We start from the raw sequence: 24,844 nt of genomic DNA, 5'->3' as shown, positions 1-24,844 counted from the left end.
GCGGGCCCTCGCATCTGTGCAACGTCGAGGGAGCGCCGGAGGTTCCCGCCGGTAAAAGAAAATTTACCGCTTGCCGGTCACCGGGCGACAGGGCACTCCACCAGGACCGACCCGGCTCCTCACTCGGGGCGTCCCACCTGCGGGAACGTGCGCGTCGCCGGCGGCTCGGCGCGCACGGCGGGGATGTCCGGCGTCGTGTCGTCGCGACGGTCGGCCTGCTCCCCCGCCTCGAGCGGCGCGTCGCCCCGCAGCTCGGAGCGGATCAGCCCCGGCCAGCGCCCGACGGAGCTGAACACCGCGTGGGCCGCACGGCGGCCGGGCGGGCTGAGCAGCGCGACGACGACCAGCAGCAGCGCGACGGCGAGTGCCGTCACACCTCCGGTACCCGAAACGAGCATGGGGGACCTCCTCGTGACCCGGGCGTCCGGCCGGGGGCCGCCGAACCCGCCCTGCCCTGATCAACGAGCCGGCGCCCGACCGGTCACGAAGCGGGCGCCGACCCGACCGGCGTACTACGGTCGCGGGAGGACGAGGACGACGAGGAAGGTGGGCCGGACCGTGTGGGCGTTGCTGTCCCGGCACCTGCGGGTGTGGCTGCTGCTGGCGGTGGGTGCGCCGGTTCTCGCCTGGCTGCTCGGCAAGCTCGGCGCGGCGATCGAGCGTCGCCGCGGGCCGAACGCCCTCAGCAAGCTCTCGCACGCCGGCAGGCGGTTCCTGGAACGCCGCTCCCGCGGCCCGCTGCGGCACCGCGAGCAGCCCGATCCGGACCGGCTCGCCCGCTGACCCGGGTACCCGGTCACTCAGACCGGGAGGAGCCTGCGCAGACCCCAGCCGCGCCGCCGGCGACGGCGTCGTGGCCGCGCCGTCGCGGGGGTCGGGTCCAGCTCGGTGCACCGGTCGCACGGGGCGCCGTCGGCCTCGATCAGCGGCGCCGGCGACACCAGATGTCCGCAGAGCGCCTCGAACCGTCCGGCGTGCGTCGCGTGCGGTGCACAGAGTTCCGAACCGATCACTTTGTGTGCACGATTGTCGATCACCGACGTCAAGGTCAGCACATCGAGCTCGTCCGCGTCAGTACTCCGGTCGGCTGTCACGACGACGACCGTCCGGAGTCACATCCGTGCGTCGACCGGCGCATTTTCGGAACTCCTTCGCGGTGGATCACTCCTATGGTCGACGATGCTCGTTGCGGATGCAAGTGCGAACGCACACCCACTTGTGACACTCCGCAGTTGGTCGAACGCTCCTGGAGGCCCCTGTGAGCCACCCGAACGGAACCCGCGCCGCCGATCTCGGACCGGTGACGTGGCGTCGCCCGGCCGGTGCGTCCGCCGACGACGAGAGCGTCGAGTTCGCCGTGCTCGACGACGGCCAGGTGGCCGTCCGCAACGCCCGCGACCCCGAGGGCCCGGTGCTCGTCTACACGCCCGCGGAGATCTCGGCGTTCGTCGACGGCGCGAAGAAGGGCGAGTTCGACGACATGGTGGAGTGAGCCGCCCGGGTCAGGGCAGCAGCGCGTCCGCCTCGCGCCACATCCGCTCCACGACGTCCCCGGCCGGGTCGGTGGTCGAGCGCGCCGCGGCCTGGCCCGCCCAGTGGTTGGCCCGGTCCACCCGGCCGGGCTCGCCCGCGCGGTAGCGGGCCACCATGCGTCGCTGGTGGGGGTAGGGCGCCGGGGCCGGGGCGTCCGGCCGGGCCCAGGCCCGCACGAAGTCGGTCGGGACGGCACGGGCCAGACGCCCGGTGTACGCCCGCGTGGTCACGGTCGCCTCGGGGGCGAGGCCGTCGAAGGTCGCGGCCCAGCCGTCGTCGATCCCGGCCTCGGGGGTGCGCAGCAGCGCCGTCCCGACCTGTGCGGCGCTCGCGCCGAGGGTCAGCGCGGCGGCGAGCGAACGGCCGTCGGCGACCGCCCCCGCCGCGACGACCGGCACCGTGAGCGCGTCGGCCAGCCACGGGACCAGCGCGAACAGCCCGACCACGGTGGACTCGGCGTCGGCGGGGTCGGTGGTCCCGCGGTGCCCGCCGGCCTCCATCGCCTGCGCGACCACGACGTCCGCGCCCGCCCGCTCGGCCGCGAGGGCGTCGTCGCGGGTGGTGGCGGTGGCGAACCAGGCGATGCCCGCGTCGTGCGCGGCCGCGACCTGGTCGGGGCGGAGCAGACCCATGATCGTCGAGACGGCGGTGGGCCGGGCCTCGAGCACCGCGCCGAACTGGGCGTCGACGTCCGGGCCGGGGCCGGGCAGGGGCGCCGGACGGCCGCCGAACCCGGCCAGGAACGCGTCGGCAGGGCCGGTCGCGGCCTCGACCGGCGGGTCCGGGATCCACAGGTTCAGCTGGAACGGGGCGTCCCCGGCGAGCTCGCGGAAGCGCCGCGCCCAGGCCGCGATCCGCTCCGGCGGGTCGTTCACGACGCCCGCGGCGCCCATTCCGCCCGCCGCGGCGACCGCGGCCGCCAGCTCCGGCGGGCAGGCGCCCGCCATCGGTGCCTCCAGGACCGGCGCCCGCAGGCCGTACCGCGTGCAGAAGTCCGTCGTCCGTACCCGCGCGTCCACGGGGACGAGTCTGCACCCGATCCGGCTGGACCCGCGGCGCGCGGGAGGGAAGGATCACCGCAGAGCCCCGACCCGAAGGAGCCCGCTCCCTCCATGACCGGCCCGTCGTTCCTGGAACAGCTCCGCGTGCACGCCCCCGAGTCGCTGCCGGTGAACCTGCCGCGCGATCCCGCGCAGCGGGTGCCCGCCGATCTCCGCGCCCCGCACGGCACGACGATCATCGCTTTCACCTGGGCCGACGGTGTGCTGCTCGCCGGCGACCGGCGAGCGACCTCGGGCAACGTGATCGCGCAGAAGGACCTGGTCAAGGTCATGGCGATCGACGACACGTCGGCCGCGGGCTTCGCAGGGTCGGTCGGGCACGCGCTGCTGATGCTGAAGATGTTCGCGGCCGAGGTGGAGCAGTACGAGAAGGTCGAGGGCTCCCCGATCAGCCAGGACGGCAAGATCCGCCGGCTGTCCACCGTCGTCCGGGAGAACCTGGGGGCGGCGATGCAGGGCTTCGTCGCGCTGCCGTTGTTCGTCGGCTACGACCCGGCCGACGCCGATCCGGCTCGGATCGTCACGTTCGACCCGTCGGGCAGCATCGCCCGCAACCGTTCCGGCTACACGAGCATCGGCTCGGGGTCGTACTTCGCCGAGGCGTCGCTCAAGAAGCTGCACCGCCCCGACACCGACCGCTCCGGGGCGATCTCGCTCGCCGTGAACGCGCTGTGGGACGCCGCCGACGACGACACCGCCACCGCGGGCCCTGACCTCACCCGCGGGCTGTTCCCGAACCTGATCACCGTGACGGCCGCCGGTGCCGAGGAGGTCGACGAGGCGGAGGTCCGCACCGCGACCGAGGCCATGCTGGCGGCGCGGGCGGAGCGCCCGGGCGGCTGAGCGTCGCGAACCCGCTGGCGCCGGACCGGCCCGCCCTCCAGGATCGCCCGCCGTGACCGACCTCCTGCGCGAGCAGTTCGACCTGACCTGGGCACTGGCCGAGTACCACCTCGAACGGCTGACCGACGACGACCTCGCCTGGGCCCCGGCGCCGCTGCACTGGACCGTGCACCGCGGCCCGGACGGCCGGTGGACGCCCGACTTCCCCGCCGACGGCACCGAGCCCGATCCTGTGCCGGCCCCGACCGGCGCCTGGATCGCCTGGCACCTGCTGTGGTGGTGGGGCACCGCCCTCGACGAGCTGACCGGGGTCCCGCGGCGCGACCGGGACGACGTCGTCTACCCGGGCAGCTCCGCCGGGGTGGCCACCGCCCTGCGCGCCCTCGCCGCGTCCTGGTCGGACGCCCTCGGTACCGCGGACCGGGACCGCCCGGTCGGGTTCCCCTGGCCGGAGGGCCACGACGTCCGGCAGATGCTCGGCTGGGCGAACGCCGAGCTCATGAAGAACGTCGCCGAGCTGGGCCAGCTGCGGGTACTGCGGGGCGCGGGGGCCTGACCGGTCAGTGCCGGGCGCGCTCGGCGCGGTCGAGGCCGACCACCCCGACGGCCGCCACCACGAGCACCACCAGCGGGTAGAGCCACGGCAGCGGCGGTGCGTCCCCCACGACGAACCGCCAGAGGCCGATCCCGCCGGCGAACAGGTACTGCAGCAGCGGGATCAGGCCGAACACGATCCCGGCGAACCCCAGTGCGTTCTGCGCTGTCTTCACGATGACTCCCCTCATTGCAATGCAGATGCATTGCAACACTCCCGCGGACATCGTGTCAAGGCGATCGCATTGCTACGGTGGGCGGCATGCCGCGCTCCGTCGACCACGAGGCCCGCCGCACCGAGATCGCGGAGGCGGTGCTCGCGATCGTCGCCCGGGACGGCACCGAGGCCGTGTCGCTGCGATCGGTCGCGGCCGGGGCGGGGATCTCGATGGGCCGGGTGCAGCACTACTTCGCGAGCAAGGACGCGCTCCTGCTGCACGCGCTGGAGCTCTCCCACCGGCGGATGGAGACCCGCATCGAGGCGCGGGCCCGGGCGACGACCGGCGGGGAGCGCGAGGTGCTGGCGACGATCCTCGACGAACTGCTCGGCGGGCACCCCGAGTCGCGGGACGCGCTGCGGATCCACGACGCGTTCGCCAGCCGCCGTACGGACGAGAAGGCGCAGGCCGTCCTCACCGACGGCGACGACGAGATCCTGGCTCTCGCCGTCCGGGTGGTCGCCGACGCCGGATCACCCGACCCGGAGACCGACGGCTACGCGCTGATGGCACTCACCGCCGGCCTGTCCGGTGACGTCGTCCAGCACGGGGCGCCGATCGAACGGGCCCGGCGGACCCTGGTGTCGATGCTCGACCGGCTCGCACCGCCGCGCTGAACCACCCCTACCTGCGCCGGTAGTGCAGGAACACGAAGCCGTTGCCGAACCGCCGCTCCCCGGCGAGCTCCAGCCCCGTCCGGACGCCGTCGGGCAGCGCCCGCAGCCCACCGCCGACGAGCTGCGGCACCAGGTAGCGCTCGACGTCGTCGACGATGCCGGCCCGCAGCGCCGCCGCGGCGAGCGTCGGGCCGGAGATCGACGCGTCGTTCGGCGCGGCGTCGACGACCGCCCGCGCCGCCACCGGGTCGAAGGTGCGCTCCAGGGTGGTCCGGGCCGTCGTGACGGCGGGCAGTGTCGCCGAGTAGACGACCTTCGTCGCCGCACGCCAGGTCCGGGCGAACTCGAGGTCCGGCTCGGGCCGGCCGGAGATGGCGTCCTCCCAGCCCACCATCTCCTCGTACATCCGGCGGCCGTAGAGGTGCGTGTCGGCGGTGCGCTCCCGTTCGGTGACGAAGGCGAGCACCTCGTCGTCGGGCATCGCCCAGTCGTAGCGGCCGTCGGGGTCGGCCAGGTAGCCGTCCGCCGACATGATCACGATGTAGCGCAGGCGACCCATTCGTCCCTCCCGCGGCGCACGGTGCGCCGTCCCTCCCCCATGGACCGCGGCCGGGTGCGGAACTCATCGGTCCGGGGCCGGGACCGCGCAATGGCCTCCTGGGATCCGGCGGGATCGGCCGTCGTCAGGGGCCACCGGCCCGGGCATCCTCGGCGTCACCGATCCGACGACCGAGGAGCCCTGCAGCGCCGTGTACGTGCCGTCCCACTTCGCCCCCGACGACGAGGCCGTGCAGCAGCTGCTCGCCCGGCACGGCGCCGCGGACCTGGTCACCTGCGGTCCCGACGGGCCGGAGGCCACGCTGCTGCCGTTCGTCCACGACCCCGCCGAGAACGTCCTGCTGGGGCACCTCGCCCGCAACAACGACCACTGGACCCGGATGGACGGGCAGCGCGGGCTGGTCATCCTGCGCGGTCCCGACTCCTACGTCAGCCCGTCCTGGTACGCCTCGAAGGCCGAGCACGGCCGTGTCGTGCCGACCTGGAACTACGTGACCGCCCACGTCCGCGGCACGGTCACCGTGCACGACGACGTCGACTGGCTCGACGCCGTCGTACGGCGGCTGACCGACCTGCACGAGGCCGGCCGGGCGGCGCCCTGGCGGGTCGACGACGCCCCGGAGCGCTTCTACCGCGGCCAGCTGCGTGCCGTCGTCGGTGTCGAGGTCCGGATCGAGCGGATCGACGCGAAGTTCAAGCTGAGCCAGAACCGCCCCGCCGCCGACGTCGACGGCGTCGTCGCGGGCCTGCGCGCGGACGGGGACACCGCGGGGCCGACGCCGTCGCCGCTCACCGGTCGTGAGCTCCGCGCGAGGCTCGCGGTCCTCGCCACGGCGAGGACCATGCCGGTCGCGGGACGGGTCGTGACCGAGGACGACCGGCAGCTCCCGGTCTCCGCCCCCGAGACGACCCTGGACCGATGAGTTCGTGACGTGCGCCGGGTCGACACGGGTATGAGCGACACGGCTGCGGGCAAGGTCGTCGTGAACCGGGCGATGTCGCTGGACGGCTTCATCGCCGGTCCCGGCGACGCCATGGACTGGGTCCTCGAGTACCGGACCCAGACGGGGTTCCCCGAGGTCATGGAGGCCACCGGCGCCATGCTGGCCGGCCGGGGCACCCACGAGGTCGGCAGGCGGATGGCGCACGGCGGCACCGACACCGACTACGACGGGGGGCCGGTGTTCGTCCTGACGCACCGCCCGCCGGACGAGCCGGAACCGGGCGTCACGTTCCTCACCTGCGGTCTCGACGAGGCCGTCGCCACGGCGCGCGCCGCCGCGGGCGGGAAGGACCTGGAGATCCTCGGGGCCGACGTGGCCTCGCAGTGCCTGCGGCGGGGACTCGTGGACGAGATCCTGGTGTACGTCCTGCCGGTGCTGCTCGGTGACGGCGTCCGGTTCTCGACCCCGGGGCTCGGCAGGATCGACCTCGAGCCGGTGGGCAACAGGCAGTCGGGGCCGGTCACACTGCTCCGCTTCCGGGTGCGGACCAGGGACTCCTGACCCGGCGTCGGTGTGCCGCCGGCCGCGCCGCCCGTCCGGGTACGTCCGGCTCCCGCCGAGATGCGGCTCAGCGCGAATCGCGGATCTCCGGACGACGCTGATCTGCATCTCGGCGAGGGACTGCGTTCCGCGGAACGCGGACCGACCGCCACGGACGGTGTGCCAGGCTCGGCCGCGTGCCCGACACCTCCCAAGATCCTTCCGGACCGTCGGGTCGGCCCGTGGCGAACGACTACGACGCCGTCGCCGAGGCGTACACGGCCGAGACCGAGCACAATCTCGTGAACGGCTACTACGAACGGCCGGCTCTCCTCGACCTGGCCGATGACGTCCGGGGTCGACGGATTCTCGACGCCGGCTGTGGGTCGGGCCCCCTGCTCACGTCTCTGAGGGACCGCGGCGCGACCGTGACGGGCGTCGACTCCAGCTCCGCGATGCTCGCTCTCGCCCGGCGTCGGCTCGGCGACGACGCGGCCCTACAGCTCATCGATCTCCGCGACCCACTGCCGTTCCCCGATGCAGCGTTCGACGACGTGATCGCGTCGCTGGTCCTGCACTACCTCGAGGACTGGTCCGGCCCGCTGACCGAACTGCGACGAGTCCTTGTTCCCGGCGGAAGGCTCATCGTGGCCGTCGACCATCCGTTCCAGAGCCAGATGCAGGCCCCGTCCGGCGCCGACTACTTCGCGCTCCGACCCTGGTCGTTCACCTGGAATCTCGGCGGCCGGACCGCCCCGATGACCTTCTGGCACCGGCCGCTCCACGCCATGACCGATGCCTTCACCGCGGCGGGCTTCCGGATCACGGTCGTCAGCGAACCACCGGTTGCGCACGGCGCCCGAGAGGCGTTCCCCGACCAGGTGGCGACCATGCCGTCGGGCGCGTTCCTGTGCTTCCTGTTCCTCGTCCTGGAGGCCGTGTGAGCGCACATCATGCATGGTGCGCTCCACAGGTGGATGCCTGCGGCGACGCGCTGGGCCTGGCCACGAGTGTCGAAGCAGCTACTCGAGCTGCTGAGACCGTCGGACAGTCAGCGCGGGCGAGAGGTGCGGTTCGCACGCATCCTCATGGGCCGGCCGTAGCTGGCGGACCGCAGGCCAGCACGAGAAGAGCCCGGGAGTGTCCGAGCGCACCGGGACCGAGCTCGCCCGGCCGACCGTCCGGGCACGTCCGGCTCCCGCCGAGATGCGGCTCAGCGCGAATCGCGGATCTCCGGACGACGCTGAGCTGCATCTCGGCGAGGGGCTGCGTTCCGCGGAACGCGCCGCGGGACGTTCACCGACGTTCGAGGCGCTCCTCCAGGTGGACGGTGACGGTGTCGCCCACCTGCTTGCCGATCACCGCGCGGACCGCGGCGGTCACCGGCAGTTTGTGGGTTCCGTCGCCCAACGCCATGAAGGAGCCCCGGAACGGGTGGCCGTCGATCGTGCCCCGGACCTTGACCAGACCCCGGGTACCGAAGAACTCGGCGGACCAGCCGGTGCGCAGGTGGACCCACCCACCCGGTGCGTCGCTCCTCCGGAGGGTGCCGGTGAACCGGTGGTCGAGGGCGTGAGTGGTGGATGCGCTCATGGCGGTCTCCTCGTCGGACGGCTCGTCCGGGCTGCGCGTGGCCCGTACGGACCGGGAGACCGGCACGGGGCAGGAGACTCATCGGGGCCCGACTCTTGTGGGAGGACCCCTGATCCCCGGCGGGTTGTCTTCGCGAGGCGGATCCGGTACCGGACATCAGCACCTGTTCGACACGAGCTATCGCTGTCGTTCGAGCTGCGCCGCCGTCTCACGGAAGCGGCTGACCGGCACGAGATGCGCCCCGGCGAATGCTCCGGTGTCACGCAGCGCCTGGATCTGCTCGCACGCCGCATCGACGCCTGCGCCTGGACTGCTCGAGACGCGGTCGACCAGGTCGTCCGGGATCTCGATGTCAGGGATGCTCTCCCGGAGTCTCGTCGCCATCCCGGCGCTCGCAAGGACCATGACCCCGGCGTAGACGGGAAGGTCGGTCGGGTTGGCGTCGCGCCACCGCAGGAACGCGTCGACGGAGTAGCCGATCTGGACGACCACGAAGTCGGCCGCCTGCTTCCAGGTCGCCATCCGGCGACGATGGCCGGCAGTCACGCCGAGCCGGAACGGGTCGACGCCCGCGAACTGGTCCTGGTCGGTCGCCGCACGCGCCTCCTCGACCATGGTCCGCACCTTCAGCTCTCCCGTGCGGTCTCCGACCGACGGCTTGTCGCCCTGCACGAACAGGAACTGGTCCACCCCGTAGGCGGCAGCAGTCAGGAGGTCTCTCCGGAAGCCGAGCAGGTTGCGATCACGGGAGTTCACGCAGGCGATGCTGTTCCCGCCCATGGCCTGGACCTCGTTGGCCACCGCGATGCTCGACACCGTCGCTCGACCGATGTGGTTGTCGGGGATCAGGAAGGAGTCCGACACGGGGCTCAGGACACCGATCTGGTGGCGGGCGTGCGTCAGATCGGACCTCGTCGGCGGCTCGATCTAGCAGATGATCCGGAACCCGTCGGTCATGGATGGACCATAAAGGGGCCGGATCGGGGTGCCCCCGGTCGGACTCGAACCGACACTGGGACCCTTTTAAGGGGCCTGCCTCTGCCGTTGGGCTACGGGGGCGCCGCACCAGCCTATCCAGGCGGGAGGCCGGGATGACGAGCACCGAGAAGGTGGACCTGCGCGGAGCCGCGGCCACCCTGCTCCTGACCCTCTACATGCGACGCCAGGACGCCCGGTCCCGGCGCCCGATCCTGGGCGACCCGTACGCCGAGGAGGTCTGGGACCGCATCGAGCACGACGTCGGGGGGCTCTGGCAGTTCACCGGGGACGTCTCCACCATCGCCTGCCGCTCCGCGATGCTGGACCGCTGGACCCGCGAGTTCCTCGACGCCGAACCGAGCGGCCAGGTCCTGCACCTGGGCTGTGGCCTGGACAGCCGTCCGCTGCGGGTCGGGGTGCCGGAGTCGGGCCGCTGGCTCGACGTCGACCAGCCCGAGGTCATGGACGTCCGGGGCCGCCTCTACGACCTCCCCGGCCACGTCCTGCAGGTCCCGGGGTCGATCACCGACGACGACTGGTGGGACGCCGTCGATCCCGCCCGGCCCACGCTGGTGGTCGCCGAGGGGCTGTTCATGTACGTCCCGCCGGAGGACGTGCACGCCACGGTCGACCGGGTCGTGCAGGGCACGCCACGGTCGGTGCTGGCGTTCGACGCCGTCGCGCCCTGGACGGTCGGGGTGTCCCGCTGGACGCCGACCTTCCGCGCCCTCGGCACCGAGTTCCGCTGGGGCTGGGACCCGGCAGGGTTCGCGCACCGGCACCCGCGCCTGCGGGAGCGCGACGACGTGTCGGTCTACGACGAGGTGACGCTCGTGGAGCCGAGGATCTGGCTGCGGCCGCTGCTCTCCGCCGCCGGCCACCTGCCGGCGCTGCAGGACGCGATGCGGCTGCACCGCTTCACCACCGGCTGAGCCCCGCGACGCAGATCCTCGCCGAGATGCGGCTCAGCGCGATGTGTGGATCATCGGACGACGCCGAGCTGCATCTCGGCGAGGATCGGACGGGGCCGGACGGGTCATCGTCCGGCCGGGGAGAGTCCTGCGGCGCGGGCGGTGTCGGCCAGGACCTGCTCCAGCATCGCCGGGGTCAGGCGTCCGGTGAAGGTGTTCTGCTGGCTCACGTGGTAGCAGCCGACGAGCGCCAGCGGCTCCCGGTCGTCGTCCGCGGGATGCAGGGTCACCGACGCCCCGTGCCCGAACCTCGGCGCCGGGCGGGGCACCGTCCAGCCCACGCCGGCGAGGACGGGCAGCAGCGCCTGCCACCCGAAGCCGCCGAGCACCATGATCGAGCGGACGGTCGGGGCGAGCAGGTCCAGCTCGCGTTCCAGCCAGCCCCGGCAGGTGTCGCGCTCGGCGGGCGTCGGCTTGTTCGCGGGTGGCGCGCAGTGCACCGGGGCGGTGATCCGGACGCCGTACAGCTCGAGCCCGTCCCCGATGTGCGTGGCCGTGGGCTGCGACGCGAGCCCGACGGCGTGCAGCCCCGCGTACAGCACGTCGCCGCTGCGGTCCCCGGTGAACATCCGGCCGGTCCGGTTCGCGCCGTGCGCGGCGGGTGCGAGTCCGATGATCAGCATCCGGGCGTCCGGCGGGCCGAAGCCGGGCACCGGGCGTCCCCAGTAGGTCTGGTCGCGGAACGCTGCCCGCTTCTCGACGGCGACCCGTTCCCGCCACTCGACCAGCCGCGGGCACGCCCGGCACTCGGAGATGTCCCGGTCGAGGAGGTCGAGCGGGCCGGGCAGGTCCCGGGTCATGCGATCGAGCGCGCGATGCCGTCCAGGATGTCGTGCTCGGACACGACCACGGATCCGACGCCCGCGCGGGTGTGCAGCTCGTCGGCGAGGGCCTGCACGACCAGCGAGCCCGCCCCGATGACGTCGACCCGTCCCGGGTGCAGCGACCCGTGCTTCTCCCGCTCCGAGCGCGACGAGTGGACGAGCAGGTCCGCGACGCGGTGCAGCTCCTCGCGGGTCAGCGTGGAGTTGTGCACCTGGTCGCGGTCGTAGGCGGGGAGCTCCTGGGCGATCGCCGAGAGCGAGGTGATGGTCCCGGCGACGCCGACCCAGGTACGGACGCCCTCGACCGGCACCGCCTCGAACGCCGACGACAGCACCTCGGCGGCGACCGCGCGGGCGGCGGCGATCTCGGACTCCGACGGCGGGTCCGACGGCAGGCACCGCTCGGTCAGCCGTACCGATCCCATGTCCACCGACTTCGCCGCGGTCACCTCGGCGACACCGTCGCGCAGCTCCCCCACGACGACCTCGGTCGAGCCGCCGCCGACGTCGGTCACGACGAACGGGCCGTCGTCCGGTTCGAGGTCGCCGACCGCGCCGACGAACGACAGCCGGGCCTCCTCGTCGCCCGTGATGATCTCGGCCTCGACGCCGAGGGTGTCGCGCACCATCGCGAAGAAGTCCTCGCGGTTGGACGCGTCGCGGGTCGCGGAGGTCGCGACCATCCGCACCCGCTCGGCGCCCTTGCGGCGGGCGGCGACGGCGTAGTCGACGAGCGCGGCGCGGGTCCGTTCGAGGGCTTCCGGGTCGAGCCTGCCGGTCGCGTCGACGCCCTTGCCGAGCCGCACGATCCGCATCTCGCGGTGCAGGTCACGCAGCTCCTTGCGGCCGTCGAACGCCTCGGTGACGTCGGCGACGAGCAGGCGGATCGAGTTGGTCCCGCAGTCGATGGCGGCCACCCGCGACATCGGCACTCCCAGCGTCGAGGAACGGTCGCGCTCACCGTACGCGGAAGCCTCGGACCGGGCGGCCAGGCCGGGTTACCCTCGAGTAGTGACGACGACGCACACCCGGCCGGGGATCCCTGCACCGCTGTCCGACCTGGGCACCCACGAGGTGACGAACCAGGTCCCGCCCCGCGCGGACGGCGACCTGCTGGGCGCGGACCCGGCCGTCGTCGAGGCGTCGGACCGGGAGGGCGGTGACCGGGCCGCGCTGGAGTCGCTCGCCGAGCGGATCGGCACCGCCGCGCACCGCGAGCACGCCCGCGCGGCGAACGCGCACGAGCCCGAGCTGCACACCCACGACCGCACCGGGCACCGGATCGACGAGGTCGGGTTCCACCCGTCCTGGCACGAGCTGATGCGGGTCAGCGTCGGGCACGGCCTCGCGGCCGCGCCGTGGGCCGCCGCACCCGGCACCGGCGCGCACGTCACCCGGGCCGCCGGGTTCTACCTCCACTCCCAGGTCGAGCAGGGCCACCTCTGCCCGATCTCGATGACCTACGCCGCGGTGCCCGCGCTGCAGCACGCCCCCGAGCTCGCCGCGGCGTACCTGCCGGGGCTGACCTCGCGCAGCTACGAGCCGGGCCTGGCCGATCCCGCGACCAAGTCCGGGCTGCTCGCGGGTATGTCGATGACCGAGAAGCAGGGCGGGTCCGACGTCCGGTCCGGGAGCACCGTCGCCGTCCCGCAGCCGGACGGCAGCTACCGCCTCACCGGTCACAAGTGGTTCACCAGCGCCCCGATGAACGACCTGTTCCTCACCCTCGCGCAGGCCCCGGGCGGGCTGACCTGCCTCGTGCTGCCCCGCGTCCTGCCGGACGGCACGCGCAACGCCATCCGGCTCCAGCGCCTCAAGGACAAGCTCGGGAACCGGTCCAACGCGTCGTCGGAGATCGAGTACTCCGGTGCCGCCGGGTGGCGGGTCGGCGAGGAGGGCCGCGGCGTCCGGACGATCATCGAGATGGTCTCGATGACCCGGCTGGACTGCGTCCTCGGCGCCGCGGGGACCCAGCGGGCAGCGGTGACCGAGGCCGCGCACCACGTGGCGCACCGGTCGGCGTTCGGCGCCCGGCTGGCCGACCAGCCGCTGATGCGGGAGGTGGTCGCCGAGCTCGCGGCCGAGTCCGAGGCCGCGACGGTGCTGGCGCTCCGGCTGGCCGGGGCCGTCGACCGGGGCGAGACGGCGCTGCTGCGTCTCGCGCTGCCCGCGGCGAAGTACCTGGTGTGCAAGCGGACCTCGGCCGCGGTCGCGGAGGTGCTGGAGTGCCTGGGCGGCAACGGCTACGTCGAGGAGTCCGACCTGCCGCGGCTCTACCGCGAGGCGCCGCTCAACTCGATCTGGGAGGGATCGGGCAACGTGACCGCCCTCGACCTGCTGCGCGCGATCGCCCGCGAGCCCGCCGCCGTCGACGCGCTGCTGGCCGAGATCGACCTCGGCGCGGGGAGCGACCCGCGGCTGGACGCCGTGATCGCCGCCCTGCGGGCCGAGCTGGCTGCTCCGCAGGAGCGCCGGGCCCGCCGGCTCGCGGAGCTGGCGGCGCTGGCGCTGCAGGGCTCGCTCGTGGTGCGGCACGCGCCGGCCGCGGTGGCCGACGTCCTGCTCGCCACCCGGCTGGACGGCGACGGCCCGCTGCGCACCGCGGGCACCCGTCCCGGGTCGGACGCGGTCGGCACCCTCCTCGAGCGGGCGATGCCCGGGCGCTAGGAGCACTCCCCGGCGGGCAGCCACCACGCCCCGAGTTCGGCGATCGCCTCGTCCCCGAAGGGATTCACCCCGGACCCGACGGCGAGCGCGTGCGCGACGTGCACGTGGAGGCACTTCACCCGGTCCGGCATCCCGCCGGCGGTGACGTCCGGATGGGTGGACAGCAGCTCGATCGCGTCGCGCTCGGCCAGGTACTGCTCGTGGGCCCGCCGGTACGCGTCCGCGAGGTCCGGGTCGACGGCGAGCCGGTCCTGCATCTCCTTCATGCGCCCCTCGGCCTCGAGCGTCCCGATCCGGGACGAGAGCCGCGGGCAGGTCAGGTAGTAGAGCGTCGGGAACGGGGTGCCGTCCGGCAACCGCGGCGCCGTCTGCACGACCGCCGGGTGCCCGGACGGGCAGCGGTAGGCGACGGCGAGGATCCCGCGCGGGGCACGTCCGAGCTGCCGGGCGACGGCGTCGAGGTCGGCCTGTGCCACGGGGCCGGCTTCCAGGCCGGGGGGACGGGGGTCCTGCGAGACGTTCACGGTCTCATCGTCGTTGCTCGCCCGAGACGTCGTCCCACAGGGTGTGGAACCAGGGCACGCCGGGCTCGGCCTGCCCGTCCTCGGGCGCCGGGTCCTGCGGGACCGGGAACTGCACGACGTAGGGGGTCTCGCCGGGCTGGACCATCCCGAGCCGGGTGCGCGCCTGCGCCTGCACCTCGGCGGGGTCGGACAGCCGCGCACGGTCCGCCGACAGCCGGGCGACGTCGGCCTCGAGCGCCTGCTGCTGCTCGGACACGGCGGCCAGCTCCTGGCGCTGGGCCACGAAGTTGTGCAGCGGGACGGCCACGGTGAGCGCCAGCGCGCAGACGACGATCGCGAGGATCGCGGCCCGTTTGGTCGACGACAGCCCGAGCAGGCCGGTGGTGCGGGCGACGACCTCGCCGGCCTTCGAGCGGGCCCGGGTCAGCCGCGGCCGCGCCGAGGGCGGCCCGGCCGGACGGGAGCGTCCGGACGCGCTGCGGGACCGGTCCCCGTTCCGGGCCCCCGACGAGCGGGAGGGCGACGTCCGCGGCGTGGCCGCGGCCCGGCTCCGGCCGGCCCCGGTGGCACGCGCCCGCGTGTCACGACTGCGGCTGCGCCGTTCGCCCATGCGTTCCCCTCCCCCGGTCCGGCCGGCACCCCGGACCGGCCCGATGGTGCCGCAGCGTGTGCGTCACCCCCAGGATGCCGCCCGATCGGGCGTCGGTCCGGGTGCCGCGCCGAGGAGACCTCGACACGGCACCCGGATCCGCGGGTCCCGGCCGCTCAGGCCTGGCCGGGCACCACGTAGCGCGGGAACGCCAGCTCGCCGTTGTAGCGGGCGGCGTCGCCGAGGAGCTCCTCGATGCGCAGCAGCTGGTTGTACTTCGCCACCCGCTCGGACCGGGCCGGGGCGCCGGTCTTGATCTGACCGCAACCGGTCGCGACGGCCAGGTCCGCGATGGTGACGTCCTCGGTCTCCCCGGAACGGTGGCTCATCATGCAGCGGTACCCCGCGTTGTGCGCCATCGTCACCGCATCGAGGGTCTCCGACAGGGTGCCGATCTGGTTGACCTTCACCAGCAGCGCGTTCGCGGCGCCGCGGGCGATGCCGTCCTCCAGCCGCTCCGGGTTGGTGACGAACAGGTCGTCGCCGACCAGCTGCACCTTGTCCCCGACCGCCTCGGTCAGCGCGACCCAGCCGTCCCAGTCGTTCTCGTCCAGCGGGTCCTCGATGGACACCAGCGGGTAGGCGTCGACGAGCTCGCGCCAGACCTCGGCGAGCTTGTCCGCGGTCAGCTTCTTGCCCTCGAAGGCGTACCTGCCCTCGGAGTGGAACTCGGTCGCGGCGACGTCGAGGGCCAGCACGACGTCGGTGCCCAGGGTGTAGCCCGCCCGCTGCACGGCCGCCGCGATCAGGTCCAGCGCCCCGCGGGTGCCGCCCTTGACGTCGGGGGCGAACCCGCCCTCGTCGCCGAGGCCGGTCGAGAGGCCCTTGTCCTTCAGCTCCGACTTCAGCGCGTGGTAGCACTCGGCACCCCAGCGCAGCGCCTCGCGGAAGGTCTCCGCGCCGATCGGCGCGATCATGAACTCCTGCACGTCGACGGAGGTGTCGGCGTGCGCACCACCGTTGAGGATGTTCATCATCGGGACCGGCAGGACGTGCGCGTTGGAGCCGCCGACGTACCGGAACAGCTCCAGCCCGGACGACTCGGCGCCGGCCTTCGCCACCGCCAGCGAGACGCCCAGGAGCGCGTTCGCGCCGAACTTCGACTTGTCCGGGGTGCCGTCGAGGTCGACGAGACGCTGGTCGACCAGCCGCTGGTCGACCGCCTCGACACCGACGAGCTCCGGGCCGATCTCGTCGAGGACGGCCGCGACGGCCTTCTCGACACCCTTCCCGCCGTACCGGTTCTTGTCGCCGTCGCGCAGCTCGACGGCCTCGTGCTCTCCGGTCGAGGCGCCCGACGGGACCGCGGCACGCGCCAGCGTGCCGTCGTCCAGTGCGACCTCGACCTCCACCGTCGGGTTGCCCCGCGAATCGAGGATCTCGCGTGCCCCGACCTGCTCGATGACCGCCACCGTGACTCCTGTTCTCATGGGGGTCGCGTCCGGTGCGCCAGCGTAGTCATCGACCGCGGGGGCGCGGGGGATGCGCTGGTCACCCTCGGCGCGCTGTCAAGCCTCGCGTTGCCGTTGGATCACACCTAACGTGGGGTGACCATGAGCAGTCCCCGCGCGAACTCCCCGGACCCGGTCGCCGCCTTCCGGCGCGCCGACCAGCTGCTCTCCCGGCACCGGCCGCTCGAGGCCCTGGACGCGCTGCGGACCGCCCTCCGCCCCGGTGATCCGGCCGACTCCACCGACGCCTCGGTGCACCTGCTGGCCGGGCGGGCCTATCTGGACTCGGCTCAGCTGCGGAAGGCCGAGGCGGCGTTCCACCGGGTGATCGAGATCGAACCGGCGGACCACTACGCGCGGTTCGCGCTCGGGAAGACCCTGCAGCGGCAGGGGCGGCTGACCGAGGCCGAGACACAGCTCAAGATCGCGTCCGCGATGGACCCCCGCCCGGAGTACCAGGAGGCGCTCGGGGAGATCCGCGCACGGATCGCGCTGAGCGGCGACCGGCCGTCGGACCCGAGGTCCTGACCAGCACGAACGGCGCTCCGGGGATCTTACGGGAGGAAGCAGACATGACCCTTCCTCCGCATCGGCGGTGAGGTTAGCCTTCGCGCCGGGCAGCGCACCCTGGCCTCGCGTCTGCCGACAGCGACGAGAGGTCCGAGGAGCGGCCCGTCATGCTCGGAAACGCCCTGATCGGGTTGCGCGAAGGCCTGGAGGCCTCGCTCGTCGTCGCGATCCTGGTCGCCTTCCTCGTCCGCACGGGGCGCCGCGCGGAGCTGCCGCGGGTCTGGCTGGGTGTCGGGGCCGCCGTCGTCGTCAGCGTCGGGGTCACGCTCGGGCTCACCCTGACCCAGCAGGCGCTCACGTTCGAGGCGCAGGAGGCGCTCGGCGGCTCGCTGTCGATCCTCGCGGTCGGCTTCGTCACCTGGATGATCTTCTGGATGCGGTCGCACGGGCGCACGCTGTCGGCCGAGCTGGAGGGGAAGCTGGACCGGGCGGTCGCGATGGGGCCGTGGGCCGTCGTCGTCGTGGCCGCGCTGGCCGTCGGCCGGGAGGGGCTGGAGACCGCGGTCTTCTTCTTCGCCGCCGCGCAGGCCGCCGGCGAGACCGCGGGCCCCCTGGCCGGGTTCCTGATCGGGATCGCGATCGCCGTGACCATCGCCTACCTGATCTACCGGGGGGCGCTGCGGATCGGCCTCGGGCGGTTCTTCACCGTCACCGGGTTCCTGCTGGTCTTCGTCGCCGCCGGGATCCTCGCCTACGGCGTCCACGACCTGCAGGAGGCCGGGATTCTACCCGGCCTCACCACCCTCGCCTTCGACGTCAGCGCGGCCGTCCCGCCGGACTCCTGGTACGGCACCGTGCTGAAGGGGATCTTCAACTTCTCCCCGCAGACGACCGTGCTGGAGGCCGTCGTCTGGTCCGTCTACGTCGTGGTGGTCCTGGTGCTGTTCCTGCGCCCGGCCCGCCGTCCCGCGCGCCGTACGCCCTCCACCACCTCGTGACCCGTTCCGCCCCCGGCACCTTCTCGCCCCGCAGGAGAGTCATGTCCCCGCAGATGCGCACGGCCACCGGCCTCGCATCCCTCGCCGCCGTCGCCGTCCTGGCCGGTTGCACCTCCACCGCGCCCACGGCGGCGGGTGAGGGCGGCCCGATCGAGGTGAACAACACCGACACCGCGTGCGAGGTGGCGACCGCCGAGGCCCCCGCCGGGAACATCACCTTCCGGGTCACCAACGCCGGCTCCAAGGTCACCGAGTTCTACCTCTACGGCACCGGTGACCGGATCATGGGGGAGGTCGAGAACATCGGCCCGGGGCTGTCCCGCGACCTGATCGTCGAGGTCCCGGACGGCGGGTCCTACACGACCGCCTGCAAGCCGGGCATGTCCGGCGACGGCATCCGGGCACCCTTCACCGTCACCGGGTCGGTCGCCCGCTCCACCGACTCCGACGCCCGGCTCGCCGAGGCCACCGCCGGCTACTCGCGGTACGTCGCCTCCCAGGTCGGGGCGCTCGTCCCGAAGACGCAGGAGTTCGCCGACGCCGTCAAGGCGGGCGACGTGGAGAAGGCGAAGGCGCTGTACCCGGTCGCGCGGACCTACTGGGAGCGGATCGAGCCGGTCGCCGAGTCGTTCGGCGACATCGACCCGAGGATCGACGGCCGCGAGGACGACGAGCGTGACCCCGGCGTGGGTTTCACCGGGTACCACCGGCTGGAGAAGGACCTCTGGGTGACCGGACTGCAGCCGGACTCGCCCGCCGTCGCCGACCAGCTCACGGCCGACGTCGGCGACCTCGCGACCCGCACGACGACCGTCGTGCTCACGCCCGTGCAGCTGGCGAACGGCGCCAAGGAGCTCCTCGACGAGGTCGCCACCGGCAAGATCACCGGCGAGGAGGACCGCTACTCGCACACCGACCTGTGGGACTTCCAGGCGAACGTGGAGGGCTCGCAGGCCGCGGTCGCGGCGCTGCGCCCGGTGATCGATGCCAAGGACCCCGCACTGGGCCCGGTGCTCGACGAGCGCTTCCAGGCCGTCGACACCCTGCTGCAGGGCTACCGCTCCGGTGACGGCTACGTGCTCTACACCGCGCTGACCCCCGAGGACATCAAGAAGATGAGCGCGGCGGTCGACGCCCTCTCCGAGCCGGTCAGCAAGGTCGCCGGAACCGTCACCACATGAGTGCCCGGCTCTCCCGGCGGCAGGCGTTCGGGCTGGCCGGTGCCGGCGTGGCACTGGCCGGCGCGGGTGCCGCCGCGTACGGCCTGGCCGGCGCGGGTGCCCCCGGCGCACGCATGGTCGGGTTCCGCGGCGGCCGGCAGGCCGGGATCGTCACCCCGGCCCAGGACCGGCTGCACTTCGTGGCGCTCGACCTGACCAGCACGGACCGGGACACCGTCCGGGACCTCCTGCGGCGGTGGACGACGGCCGCGGAACGGATGACGGCCGGGCTGGAGACCACCGACGGCGGCGCCGTCCCGGCCAACCGCTACGTCGCCCCCGCCGACACGGGGGAGGCGCTCGGGCTGGCGGCGGCCTCGCTGACGCTGACCTTCGGCGTCGGGCCGTCGCTGTTCACCAAGCTCGGGATCCCGGACCGGCGCCCGGCCCCGCTCGCCGAGCTGCCCCGGTTCCAGGGCGACCAGCTCGACCCGGCCCGGTCGGGTGGGGACCTGTGCATCCAGGCCTGCGCCGACGACCCGCAGGTCGCCGTGCACGCGATCCGGAACCTCGTACGCGACGGCTTCGGCGTCACCGAGGTCCGCTGGTCACAGCTGGGGTTCGGGCGGACGTCCTCGACGTCGACGGGGCAGGCCACCCCGCGCAACCTGTTCGGGTTCAAGGACGGCACCAACAACCTCAAGGCCGAGGAGCCCGACCTGCTCGACGAGCACGTCTGGATCGGCGACGAGGGCCCGGCCTGGCTCCGCGGCGGTTCCTACCTCGTGGCGCGCCGGATCCGGATGCACATCGAGACCTGGGACCGGACCAACCTCGACGAGCAGCAGCAGATCATCGGCCGGGACAAGGGAGAGGGTGCCCCGCTGACCGGGACGGCCGAGTTCGACCTCGCCGACCTGGCCGCGACGGGCCCGGAGGACCCGGTCATCCCCGACGACAGCCACATCCGGCTGGCCTCCGCGCAGGAGAACGGCGGGGTGCGGATGCTGCGCCGCGGCTACAACTTCGTCGACGGCTCGGACGGCCGCGGCCACCTCGACGCGGGCCTGTTCTTCGTCGCGTTCGTGCGCGACCCGCAGCGCCAGTTCGTCCCCGTGCAGCGCAGGCTCGCCCGCTCCGACACGCTCAGCGAGTACCTGGAGCACACCGGGTCGGCCGTGTTCGCCGTCCCGCCCGGCCTGCAGGACGGCGACGACTACTGGGGCCGTTCACTGCTGGCGTGATCCCGCCGAGGGCTCAGGACCGGGCGGTGCGGCGGCCGTAGTCGGCGGCGGACCAGACGTCGCGGGCGTAGCTGCCGGACGCGTTGTAGGCGAGCACGCCGTCCCACCAGTCGTCGCCGTCGCCGGCGTCGCGGCCGCCCGCGCAGAGCAGCCCGGCCGCGGCGAGCGCCGCGTCGTCCACCTGCTGCGGGTCGGCGACACCGTCGCCGTCACCGTCGGCGCCGTACCGCGCCCAGGTCTCGGGCAGGAACTGCATCGGGCCGACCGCGCAGTCCAGGACCGGGTCGCCGTCGAGCCGCCCGCCGTCGGTGTCGGCGATCCGGCGGGTGCCGTCCGTCCCGTCCAGCGCGATCCCGACGATCGGCGGGTCGGCCCGGCCGTCCGGTCCGGTCGTGGCACCTCCGATCCGCGCGTGCCGGGACTCGCCGCGGCCGATCCCGGCCAGTGTCGACCAGCTCAGCCGGCACTCCGGGGCCCGCTCGCGCTGGCGGAGCTCGGCGGTGGCGTAGGCCTGCAGGGTGCGCTGCGGGATCCGGGTGTCCCCGGCGGCGTCCCGGGACCAGGCGACGACGTCGGTGTCCGCCCCGAGTGGGGCGACGGCGGGTGGCGGGGCGTCCCGGTCGACCGGGTCCGAGGGGGACGTCCTGGAACCGGGGCCGGCGACGAGGGTGGCGAGCACCACCAGCACCAGCACCCCGGCGAACAGGACACCGAGCATCGAGAGGACGACGCGGACAGCCACTCCGTCCACCGTACCGACGCGGCCGGGGCCGGGGCGGCGCCGCTCATCCCGGGGCGCGGTGGCGCAGCCCGTCGACGAGCACGCCGACCATCCGCCGGCTGCGGGCCGCCCCGCCGCCGTCGGTCGGTGTGCACAGCTGGGCGACGGTGTGCAGCAGTTCCTCGGTCCCGATGTCGGACCGGATCTCCCCGGCCGTGGCGGCGGACCCGAGCAGCGAGGTCAGGGCCGGACCGAGCCGGGCAAGGAAGCAGCCGGGCAACGCGTCGAACGCCGGGTCGCCGGAGTGCAGGGCCGTGGCCAGCCCCCGCTTGGTCGCGAGGAACTCGGTGTAGCGCAGCAACCAGTGCTCCAGGGCGGCGCCGGGCGGGTGTGCCACCGCCAGCTCGGTGGCCGCGCCGGCGCAGGCGTCGACCTCCCGGCGGAACACCGCGGCGACCAGGTCCGAGCGCTGCGGGAAGTGCCGGTACAGCGTCCCGACGCCGACGCCCGCCCGGTCGGCGACCGACCGTGCCGGGGCGTCCACCCCGGACTCGTCGAACAGGTCCTTGGCGGCCACGAGCAGCGCGTCGACGTTGCGCCGGGCATCGGCCCGCACCGGGCGGGGCGCACCCCCGGTCGCCGCTGTGCGGTCGTCGTCCACGTTCCCCCTTGTGTAAACGGAACGCTGTTCCGTATCGTTCCGGACGGGCGTTCCGGTTGTGCCGAGACTACGGCACCGCGCGCTCCCCGTCCGCACACGGGACGGGACGACACGAGACGGGACACGGCTCATGACGCTCGACCAGCAACACCCCATCGGAACGGGATTCGGCGCGGCGACCGTCGCCGAGGAGATCGTCGCCGGCCTCGACCTGACCGGACGGGACGTCGTCGTCACCGCCGGGCACACCGGGCTGGGCAGGGAGGTGACCCGGGTGCTGACCGGCGCGGGTGCGACCGTCACGGTCGGCTGCCGGAACCCCGAGCGCGCCGCCACCGGTCTCGCCGGTCTCGACCGCGTCCGGATCGATCGGCTCGATCTCATGGACCCGGAGTCGGTCGAGGCGTTCGCCGCGCGGTACCGGGCGTCGGGGCGTCCCGTGCACGTCCTCGTCAACAACGCGGGGCTGCCCACGCCCGGTGAGCGGCAGCAGGACGGCCGTGGCCACGAGGCCCAGTTCTCGACCAACTACCTCGGGCACTTCCAGCTGACGCTGGCCCTGCTGCCCGCGTTGCGCGCGGCCGGCGGTGCACGGGTGGTCAACGTGACGTCCGGCGCGCAGCGGTTCTCCGGCATCCGCTGGGACGACCCGCAGTTCACCGCGGGCTACGACCCCGTCCTGGCCTACGCCCAGTCCAAGACCGCCGGAGTGCTGTTCGCCGTCGAGCTGGACCGGCGGTGGGCCGACGAGGGCATCCGCGGGTTCGCCGTGCACCCCGGTGTCGTCGTCGGGACCGCGCTGAACGACGCCTCCGGCATCGAGGCGCACCGCGCGATGGGCCTGATCGATGAGGCCGGGCAGCCGATCATCGACCCCGTGCGCGGCAAGAAGACCCTCCAGCAGGGCGCGGCGACGATCGTCCTCGGCGCCGTCAGCCCGCGGCTCGACGGGATCGGCGGGGTCTACCTCAAGGACTGCGACGTCTCCGCGATCGACGACGAGCCCCGGCCCCTCACCGCGGACAGCGTGCCGTCCGAGGTCATGTCGCACTCGGTCGACCCGGAGTCGGCGCGGCGCCTCTGGGCGTACGGCGAGACGCTCCTCGCCGCCTGAGCTGCTACGGGGTGTCCCAGAAGGCCCGCCAGTCCTCGGCGGTCAACGCGTGCGGGTCCTTCCCCACGGCCGCGGCGGCCTTCTCGGCGGCGCGGACCCGGGCGTCGAACGCCCGGGCGGCGGTGCGCAGCGCGGCCTCGGGATCGCCGCCGCCGAGCTGCGCGGCGGCGGCCACCCGGAACAGGTGCTCGCCGGTCTCCTCGCCGCCCGGCAGCAGGTCGGCGGGCAGGCCGGCCTTCGCCGTGCGGGACGCCAGCTTCGCGGCGAGCGCGACGGCGGGCTGGGCGGCCGCGACACCGTCCAGGCTGGACTCGCGCTGCTTCTCGGCGCGCTTCAGCTCGTCCCACCGGCGGTCCTGGTCCGCGGCGGTGCGGACCTCCTCCCCGGCGTCGTCACCGGCCGGGAACACGTGCGGGTGCCGGCCGACGAGCTTGTCGACCAGGCCCGTGGCGACCTCGTCGATCCCGAACGGCGCGTCCGCGTGCTCGGCAGCGACGCGGGCGTGGAACAGCACCTGCAGCAGCACGTCACCGAGCTCCTCGCGCAGCTCGGTGCGGTCGCCGTCCTCGATCGACTGGTAGAGCTCGTAGCACTCCTCCACGAGGTAGCGCAGCAGCGACTCGTGGGTCTGCTCGGCGTCCCACGGGCAGCCGCCGGGCGAGCGGAGCCGGTCCATCACCGCGACCGCGTCGAGCACGCCGTGCCCGGCGGGCGGCGGCACCGCTCCGGTGGCCGTCGCGGCGGGGTGGCCCGCGGGGACGAGCAGGACGGTGCCGTCGGGCAGGCCGCCGGGATCGGTGCCGTCCCAGTCCTGCGCGCCGGCGGCGGCGCCGGCGTCGAGGCCCGGGACCGCGAGCACACGGTCCGCGGCCCGGAGGGCGGGCAGCGCGGCCGCCGGGAGCGCGGCGCCCCGCCGGGGGCAGGTGACGACGACCGCGGTCACGGCGTGGCCGCCGGGGCCGGCGTGGCGCCCGCGACCGGGAGGACGAGGGAGGCGTCCGCCGCCGTCGGCGCCGCGACCATCCGGACCGGGTCCCAGACGCCGTAGCGCGGGTTGAGCTCCACCCCCGCGTCCAGGGCGGTCGGGGTGAGCAGCCGGACCCCGGCCTCGGCCAGGGTCTGCTGGTCGAGGCCCGCGGTGGCGCTCGCCCCCGGCACCGGCTCACCGAGACGGCGGTCGGTCACCCGGACCACGACCCAGCCCTGGCCGGTGCCGAGCGGGAACGCGGCGACCTGCCCGGCCGGCAGCCCGATCAACGGGGTCAGCGCGGCCTGGGGGGTCTCGGCCGGGCGGATCGCGAGGTCACGCTGCGCCGTACCGGCTCCGGCGAGTGCGCTGTCGGCACGGGCACCGCCCGCGGCGATCTCGCGGGCGAGCTGCTCGGCCTCCTCGCGGGTCTGCGCGACGGCGATGTCGGCGGTGACCGACAGCCGGTCGAGCTCCGAGCGGGCCAGCCCGGCGAGCTGGAGGTCGTCGCGGGCGGAGGCCTGCGGCCCGCCGACCGACAGCGACCCGGCGACGACGGCCTGCTCGCCGCCCGCACGGTCGATCTGCTCCTGGACCTGCTGCTCGGTGACCGAACCGGTCTGCTCGGCGGGCAGCCGGTCGAGCAGGTCCCGGATGACCAGCTGGGACACGACCGCACGGCCGATGTCGGCCTGGGAACCGCCCTGCGACGTCAGCCCCTCGACGAGACCGGGCCGGGTGAGCACCGAGCTGATCGCGGCCTGGGCGTCGTCGAGCGGGATCGACGTCTCCCCGACGACGGCCGCCGAGTCGACCCGGTTCGGCCCGGTTCCGCACCCGGCCAGGAGCGCCCCGGCGACCACCAGGGCGGCGATGATCCTGCGTGTCCGCACGGGCTCCGCCT

The 24,844-nt window shown here is 74.0% G+C and carries 31 protein-coding genes and 1 tRNA gene; 15 read left to right on the top strand and 17 right to left on the bottom strand.

All coding sequences use genetic code 11. From position 1 onward, the window contains the following. Positions 1–119: 119 nt before the first annotated feature. Positions 120–398 (bottom strand): hypothetical protein, encoded by a 279-nt coding sequence (locus tag Ae150APs1_RS19590; RefSeq protein WP_139316987.1) that lies wholly within the window; start codon positions 396–398, stop codon positions 120–122. Between the two features lie 148 nt (positions 399–546). On the opposite strand from Ae150APs1_RS19590, the gene Ae150APs1_RS19585 reads away from it, so the two are divergent. Continuing rightward, positions 547–783, top strand: coding sequence for a hypothetical protein (locus Ae150APs1_RS19585; protein WP_010242972.1), 237 nt, complete (start codon positions 547–549; stop codon positions 781–783). 17 nt (positions 784–800) lie between these two features. Here Ae150APs1_RS19585 and Ae150APs1_RS19580 read toward each other — a convergent pair whose 3' ends face one another. Further along, positions 801–1,013, bottom strand: coding sequence for a hypothetical protein (locus Ae150APs1_RS19580; RefSeq protein ID WP_075299474.1), 213 nt, complete (start codon positions 1,011–1,013; stop codon positions 801–803). 287 nt (positions 1,014–1,300) lie between these two features. Between Ae150APs1_RS19580 and Ae150APs1_RS19575 the strand changes: the two genes are divergently transcribed. Further along, positions 1,301–1,492: a DUF397 domain-containing protein gene (locus Ae150APs1_RS19575; RefSeq protein WP_227012831.1), complete on the top strand. Its 192-nt coding sequence runs from the start codon at positions 1,301–1,303 to the stop codon at positions 1,490–1,492. 10 nt (positions 1,493–1,502) lie between these two features. Here Ae150APs1_RS19575 and Ae150APs1_RS19570 read toward each other — a convergent pair whose 3' ends face one another. Next, positions 1,503–2,552, bottom strand: a complete 1,050-nt coding sequence (locus Ae150APs1_RS19570; RefSeq protein ID WP_075299472.1) for a nitronate monooxygenase — start codon at positions 2,550–2,552, stop codon at positions 1,503–1,505. Between the two features lie 93 nt (positions 2,553–2,645). Here Ae150APs1_RS19570 and prcB point away from each other — a divergent pair, with 93 nt between their 5' ends. Both prcB and Ae150APs1_RS19560 read left to right on the top strand, forming a co-directional pair. Beyond that, positions 2,646–3,437, top strand: a complete 792-nt coding sequence (gene prcB, locus Ae150APs1_RS19565) for a proteasome subunit beta (protein ID WP_010242963.1) — start codon at positions 2,646–2,648, stop codon at positions 3,435–3,437. Positions 3,438–3,489: 52 nt separating this feature from the next. Then, a complete protein-coding gene (locus tag Ae150APs1_RS19560) occupies positions 3,490–3,993 on the top strand; it encodes a DinB family protein (protein ID WP_060573983.1) in 504 nt (167 codons plus the stop codon). 4 nt (positions 3,994–3,997) lie between these two features. Here Ae150APs1_RS19560 and Ae150APs1_RS19555 read toward each other — a convergent pair whose 3' ends face one another. Further along, positions 3,998–4,207, bottom strand: coding sequence for a hypothetical protein (locus tag Ae150APs1_RS19555; RefSeq protein ID WP_060573984.1), 210 nt, complete (start codon positions 4,205–4,207; stop codon positions 3,998–4,000). A gap of 86 nt (positions 4,208–4,293) precedes the next feature. On the opposite strand from Ae150APs1_RS19555, the gene Ae150APs1_RS19550 reads away from it, so the two are divergent. After that, positions 4,294–4,866 carry a TetR family transcriptional regulator gene (locus Ae150APs1_RS19550; protein ID WP_010242957.1) on the top strand — a complete coding sequence of 191 codons (573 nt, stop codon included), beginning with the start codon at positions 4,294–4,296 and terminating at the stop codon, positions 4,864–4,866. Between the two features lie 7 nt (positions 4,867–4,873). Here the strand turns inward: Ae150APs1_RS19550 and Ae150APs1_RS19545 are convergent, their stop codons facing one another. Continuing rightward, positions 4,874–5,425: a dihydrofolate reductase family protein gene (locus Ae150APs1_RS19545; protein ID WP_075299470.1), complete on the bottom strand. Its 552-nt coding sequence runs from the start codon at positions 5,423–5,425 to the stop codon at positions 4,874–4,876. Positions 5,426–5,615: 190 nt separating this feature from the next. On the opposite strand from Ae150APs1_RS19545, the gene Ae150APs1_RS19540 reads away from it, so the two are divergent. The 3 genes from Ae150APs1_RS19540 (at position 5,616) to Ae150APs1_RS19530 (ending at position 7,852) form a co-directional block, all read left to right on the top strand. Next, entirely contained in the window at positions 5,616–6,347 is a 732-nt protein-coding gene (locus Ae150APs1_RS19540; RefSeq protein ID WP_083680243.1) for an FMN-binding negative transcriptional regulator, read from the top strand. 30 nt (positions 6,348–6,377) lie between these two features. Beyond that, entirely contained in the window at positions 6,378–6,929 is a 552-nt protein-coding gene (locus Ae150APs1_RS19535; protein ID WP_010242951.1) for a dihydrofolate reductase family protein, read from the top strand. Positions 6,930–7,150: 221 nt separating this feature from the next. Next, positions 7,151–7,852 (top strand): class I SAM-dependent methyltransferase, encoded by a 702-nt coding sequence (locus Ae150APs1_RS19530; protein ID WP_075299468.1) that lies wholly within the window; start codon positions 7,151–7,153, stop codon positions 7,850–7,852. A 352-nt stretch (positions 7,853–8,204) separates the two neighbouring features. Here Ae150APs1_RS19530 and Ae150APs1_RS19525 read toward each other — a convergent pair whose 3' ends face one another. From Ae150APs1_RS19525 to Ae150APs1_RS19515, 3 genes are all read right to left on the bottom strand, one after another. Then, a complete protein-coding gene (locus Ae150APs1_RS19525) occupies positions 8,205–8,501 on the bottom strand; it encodes a DUF1905 domain-containing protein (RefSeq protein WP_075302307.1) in 297 nt (98 codons plus the stop codon). Positions 8,502–8,678: 177 nt separating this feature from the next. After that, positions 8,679–9,365, bottom strand: coding sequence for a methylenetetrahydrofolate reductase (locus tag Ae150APs1_RS19520; RefSeq protein ID WP_212567233.1), 687 nt, complete (start codon positions 9,363–9,365; stop codon positions 8,679–8,681). Positions 9,366–9,487: 122 nt separating this feature from the next. After that, a tRNA-Leu gene (locus Ae150APs1_RS19515) sits at positions 9,488–9,560 on the bottom strand. Positions 9,561–9,592: 32 nt separating this feature from the next. Here Ae150APs1_RS19515 and Ae150APs1_RS19510 point away from each other — a divergent pair. Then, on the top strand, positions 9,593–10,411 hold the full coding sequence (locus Ae150APs1_RS19510; protein WP_075299466.1) for a class I SAM-dependent methyltransferase: 819 nt from the start codon (positions 9,593–9,595) through the stop codon (positions 10,409–10,411). Between the two features lie 104 nt (positions 10,412–10,515). On the opposite strand, the gene Ae150APs1_RS19505 is transcribed toward Ae150APs1_RS19510, so the two are convergent. Together Ae150APs1_RS19505 and Ae150APs1_RS19500 are read right to left on the bottom strand one after the other, a co-directional pair. Continuing rightward, positions 10,516–11,250, bottom strand: a complete 735-nt coding sequence (locus Ae150APs1_RS19505; protein WP_075299464.1) for a uracil-DNA glycosylase — start codon at positions 11,248–11,250, stop codon at positions 10,516–10,518. Next, positions 11,247–12,200: a Ppx/GppA phosphatase family protein gene (locus Ae150APs1_RS19500; RefSeq protein WP_075302305.1), complete on the bottom strand. Its 954-nt coding sequence runs from the start codon at positions 12,198–12,200 to the stop codon at positions 11,247–11,249. Before Ae150APs1_RS19500 ends, Ae150APs1_RS19505 begins: the two co-directional genes overlap by 4 nt. Before the next feature lie 85 nt (positions 12,201–12,285). Here Ae150APs1_RS19500 and Ae150APs1_RS19495 point away from each other — a divergent pair, with 85 nt between their 5' ends. Continuing rightward, complete coding sequence (locus tag Ae150APs1_RS19495) at positions 12,286–13,941, top strand: acyl-CoA dehydrogenase family protein (RefSeq protein WP_139316986.1); 1,656 nt, start codon at positions 12,286–12,288, stop codon at positions 13,939–13,941. Here the strand turns inward: Ae150APs1_RS19495 and Ae150APs1_RS19490 are convergent. The 3 genes from Ae150APs1_RS19490 to eno form a co-directional block, all read right to left on the bottom strand. Continuing rightward, a complete protein-coding gene (locus tag Ae150APs1_RS19490; protein WP_075299462.1) occupies positions 13,938–14,465 on the bottom strand; it encodes a DUF501 domain-containing protein in 528 nt (175 codons plus the stop codon). The genes Ae150APs1_RS19495 and Ae150APs1_RS19490 overlap by 4 nt on opposite strands. A 4-nt stretch (positions 14,466–14,469) precedes the next feature. Next, entirely contained in the window at positions 14,470–15,075 is a 606-nt protein-coding gene (locus Ae150APs1_RS30580; protein WP_083680242.1) for a septum formation initiator family protein, read from the bottom strand. Between the two features lie 155 nt (positions 15,076–15,230). Next, positions 15,231–16,526, bottom strand: a complete 1,296-nt coding sequence (gene eno, locus Ae150APs1_RS19480; RefSeq protein WP_075299460.1) for a phosphopyruvate hydratase — start codon at positions 16,524–16,526, stop codon at positions 15,231–15,233. Between the two features lie 141 nt (positions 16,527–16,667). Between eno and Ae150APs1_RS19475 the strand changes: the two genes are divergently transcribed. From Ae150APs1_RS19475 to efeB, 4 genes are all read left to right on the top strand, one after another. After that, positions 16,668–17,093, top strand: coding sequence for a tetratricopeptide repeat protein (locus Ae150APs1_RS19475; protein WP_060576322.1), 426 nt, complete (start codon positions 16,668–16,670; stop codon positions 17,091–17,093). A gap of 149 nt (positions 17,094–17,242) precedes the next feature. Next, positions 17,243–18,073: an iron uptake transporter permease EfeU gene (efeU, locus tag Ae150APs1_RS19470; protein ID WP_075299458.1), complete on the top strand. Its 831-nt coding sequence runs from the start codon at positions 17,243–17,245 to the stop codon at positions 18,071–18,073. 41 nt (positions 18,074–18,114) lie between these two features. After that, positions 18,115–19,254, top strand: coding sequence for an iron uptake system protein EfeO (gene efeO, locus Ae150APs1_RS19465; protein WP_010242927.1), 1,140 nt, complete (start codon positions 18,115–18,117; stop codon positions 19,252–19,254). Beyond that, entirely contained in the window at positions 19,251–20,477 is a 1,227-nt protein-coding gene (gene efeB, locus Ae150APs1_RS19460) for an iron uptake transporter deferrochelatase/peroxidase subunit (RefSeq protein ID WP_075299456.1), read from the top strand. The genes efeO and efeB overlap by 4 nt, the downstream gene beginning before the upstream one ends. 13 nt (positions 20,478–20,490) lie before the next feature. On the opposite strand, the gene Ae150APs1_RS19455 is transcribed toward efeB, so the two are convergent. After that, the gene (locus Ae150APs1_RS19455) at positions 20,491–21,219 is read right to left on the bottom strand and encodes a lytic murein transglycosylase (RefSeq protein ID WP_249266397.1); all 729 of its coding nucleotides are present in this window, start codon (positions 21,217–21,219) and stop codon (positions 20,491–20,493) included. A gap of 43 nt (positions 21,220–21,262) precedes the next feature. Then, positions 21,263–21,859 (bottom strand): TetR/AcrR family transcriptional regulator, encoded by a 597-nt coding sequence (locus Ae150APs1_RS19450; RefSeq protein ID WP_075299454.1) that lies wholly within the window; start codon positions 21,857–21,859, stop codon positions 21,263–21,265. 130 nt (positions 21,860–21,989) lie between these two features. Here Ae150APs1_RS19450 and Ae150APs1_RS19445 point away from each other — a divergent pair, with 130 nt between their 5' ends. Then, a complete protein-coding gene (locus Ae150APs1_RS19445) occupies positions 21,990–22,973 on the top strand; it encodes an SDR family NAD(P)-dependent oxidoreductase (RefSeq protein ID WP_075299452.1) in 984 nt (327 codons plus the stop codon). A gap of 4 nt (positions 22,974–22,977) precedes the next feature. Here the strand turns inward: Ae150APs1_RS19445 and Ae150APs1_RS19440 are convergent, their stop codons facing one another. After that, positions 22,978–23,916, bottom strand: a complete 939-nt coding sequence (locus tag Ae150APs1_RS19440; protein ID WP_075299450.1) for a MazG family protein — start codon at positions 23,914–23,916, stop codon at positions 22,978–22,980. Beyond that, positions 23,913–24,833: a peptidylprolyl isomerase gene (locus Ae150APs1_RS19435; protein WP_060573992.1), complete on the bottom strand. Its 921-nt coding sequence runs from the start codon at positions 24,831–24,833 to the stop codon at positions 23,913–23,915. The genes Ae150APs1_RS19440 and Ae150APs1_RS19435 overlap by 4 nt, the downstream gene beginning before the upstream one ends. Between the last annotated feature and the right edge of the window lie 11 nt (positions 24,834–24,844).

The sequence above is a fragment of the Pseudonocardia sp. Ae150A_Ps1 genome, assembly GCF_001932315.1.
Taxonomy (GTDB): Bacteria; Actinomycetota; Actinomycetes; order Mycobacteriales; family Pseudonocardiaceae; genus Pseudonocardia.
Note: the sequence above shows the minus strand (reverse complement) of the source record. Positions and strands in the feature narration are given on the sequence as shown.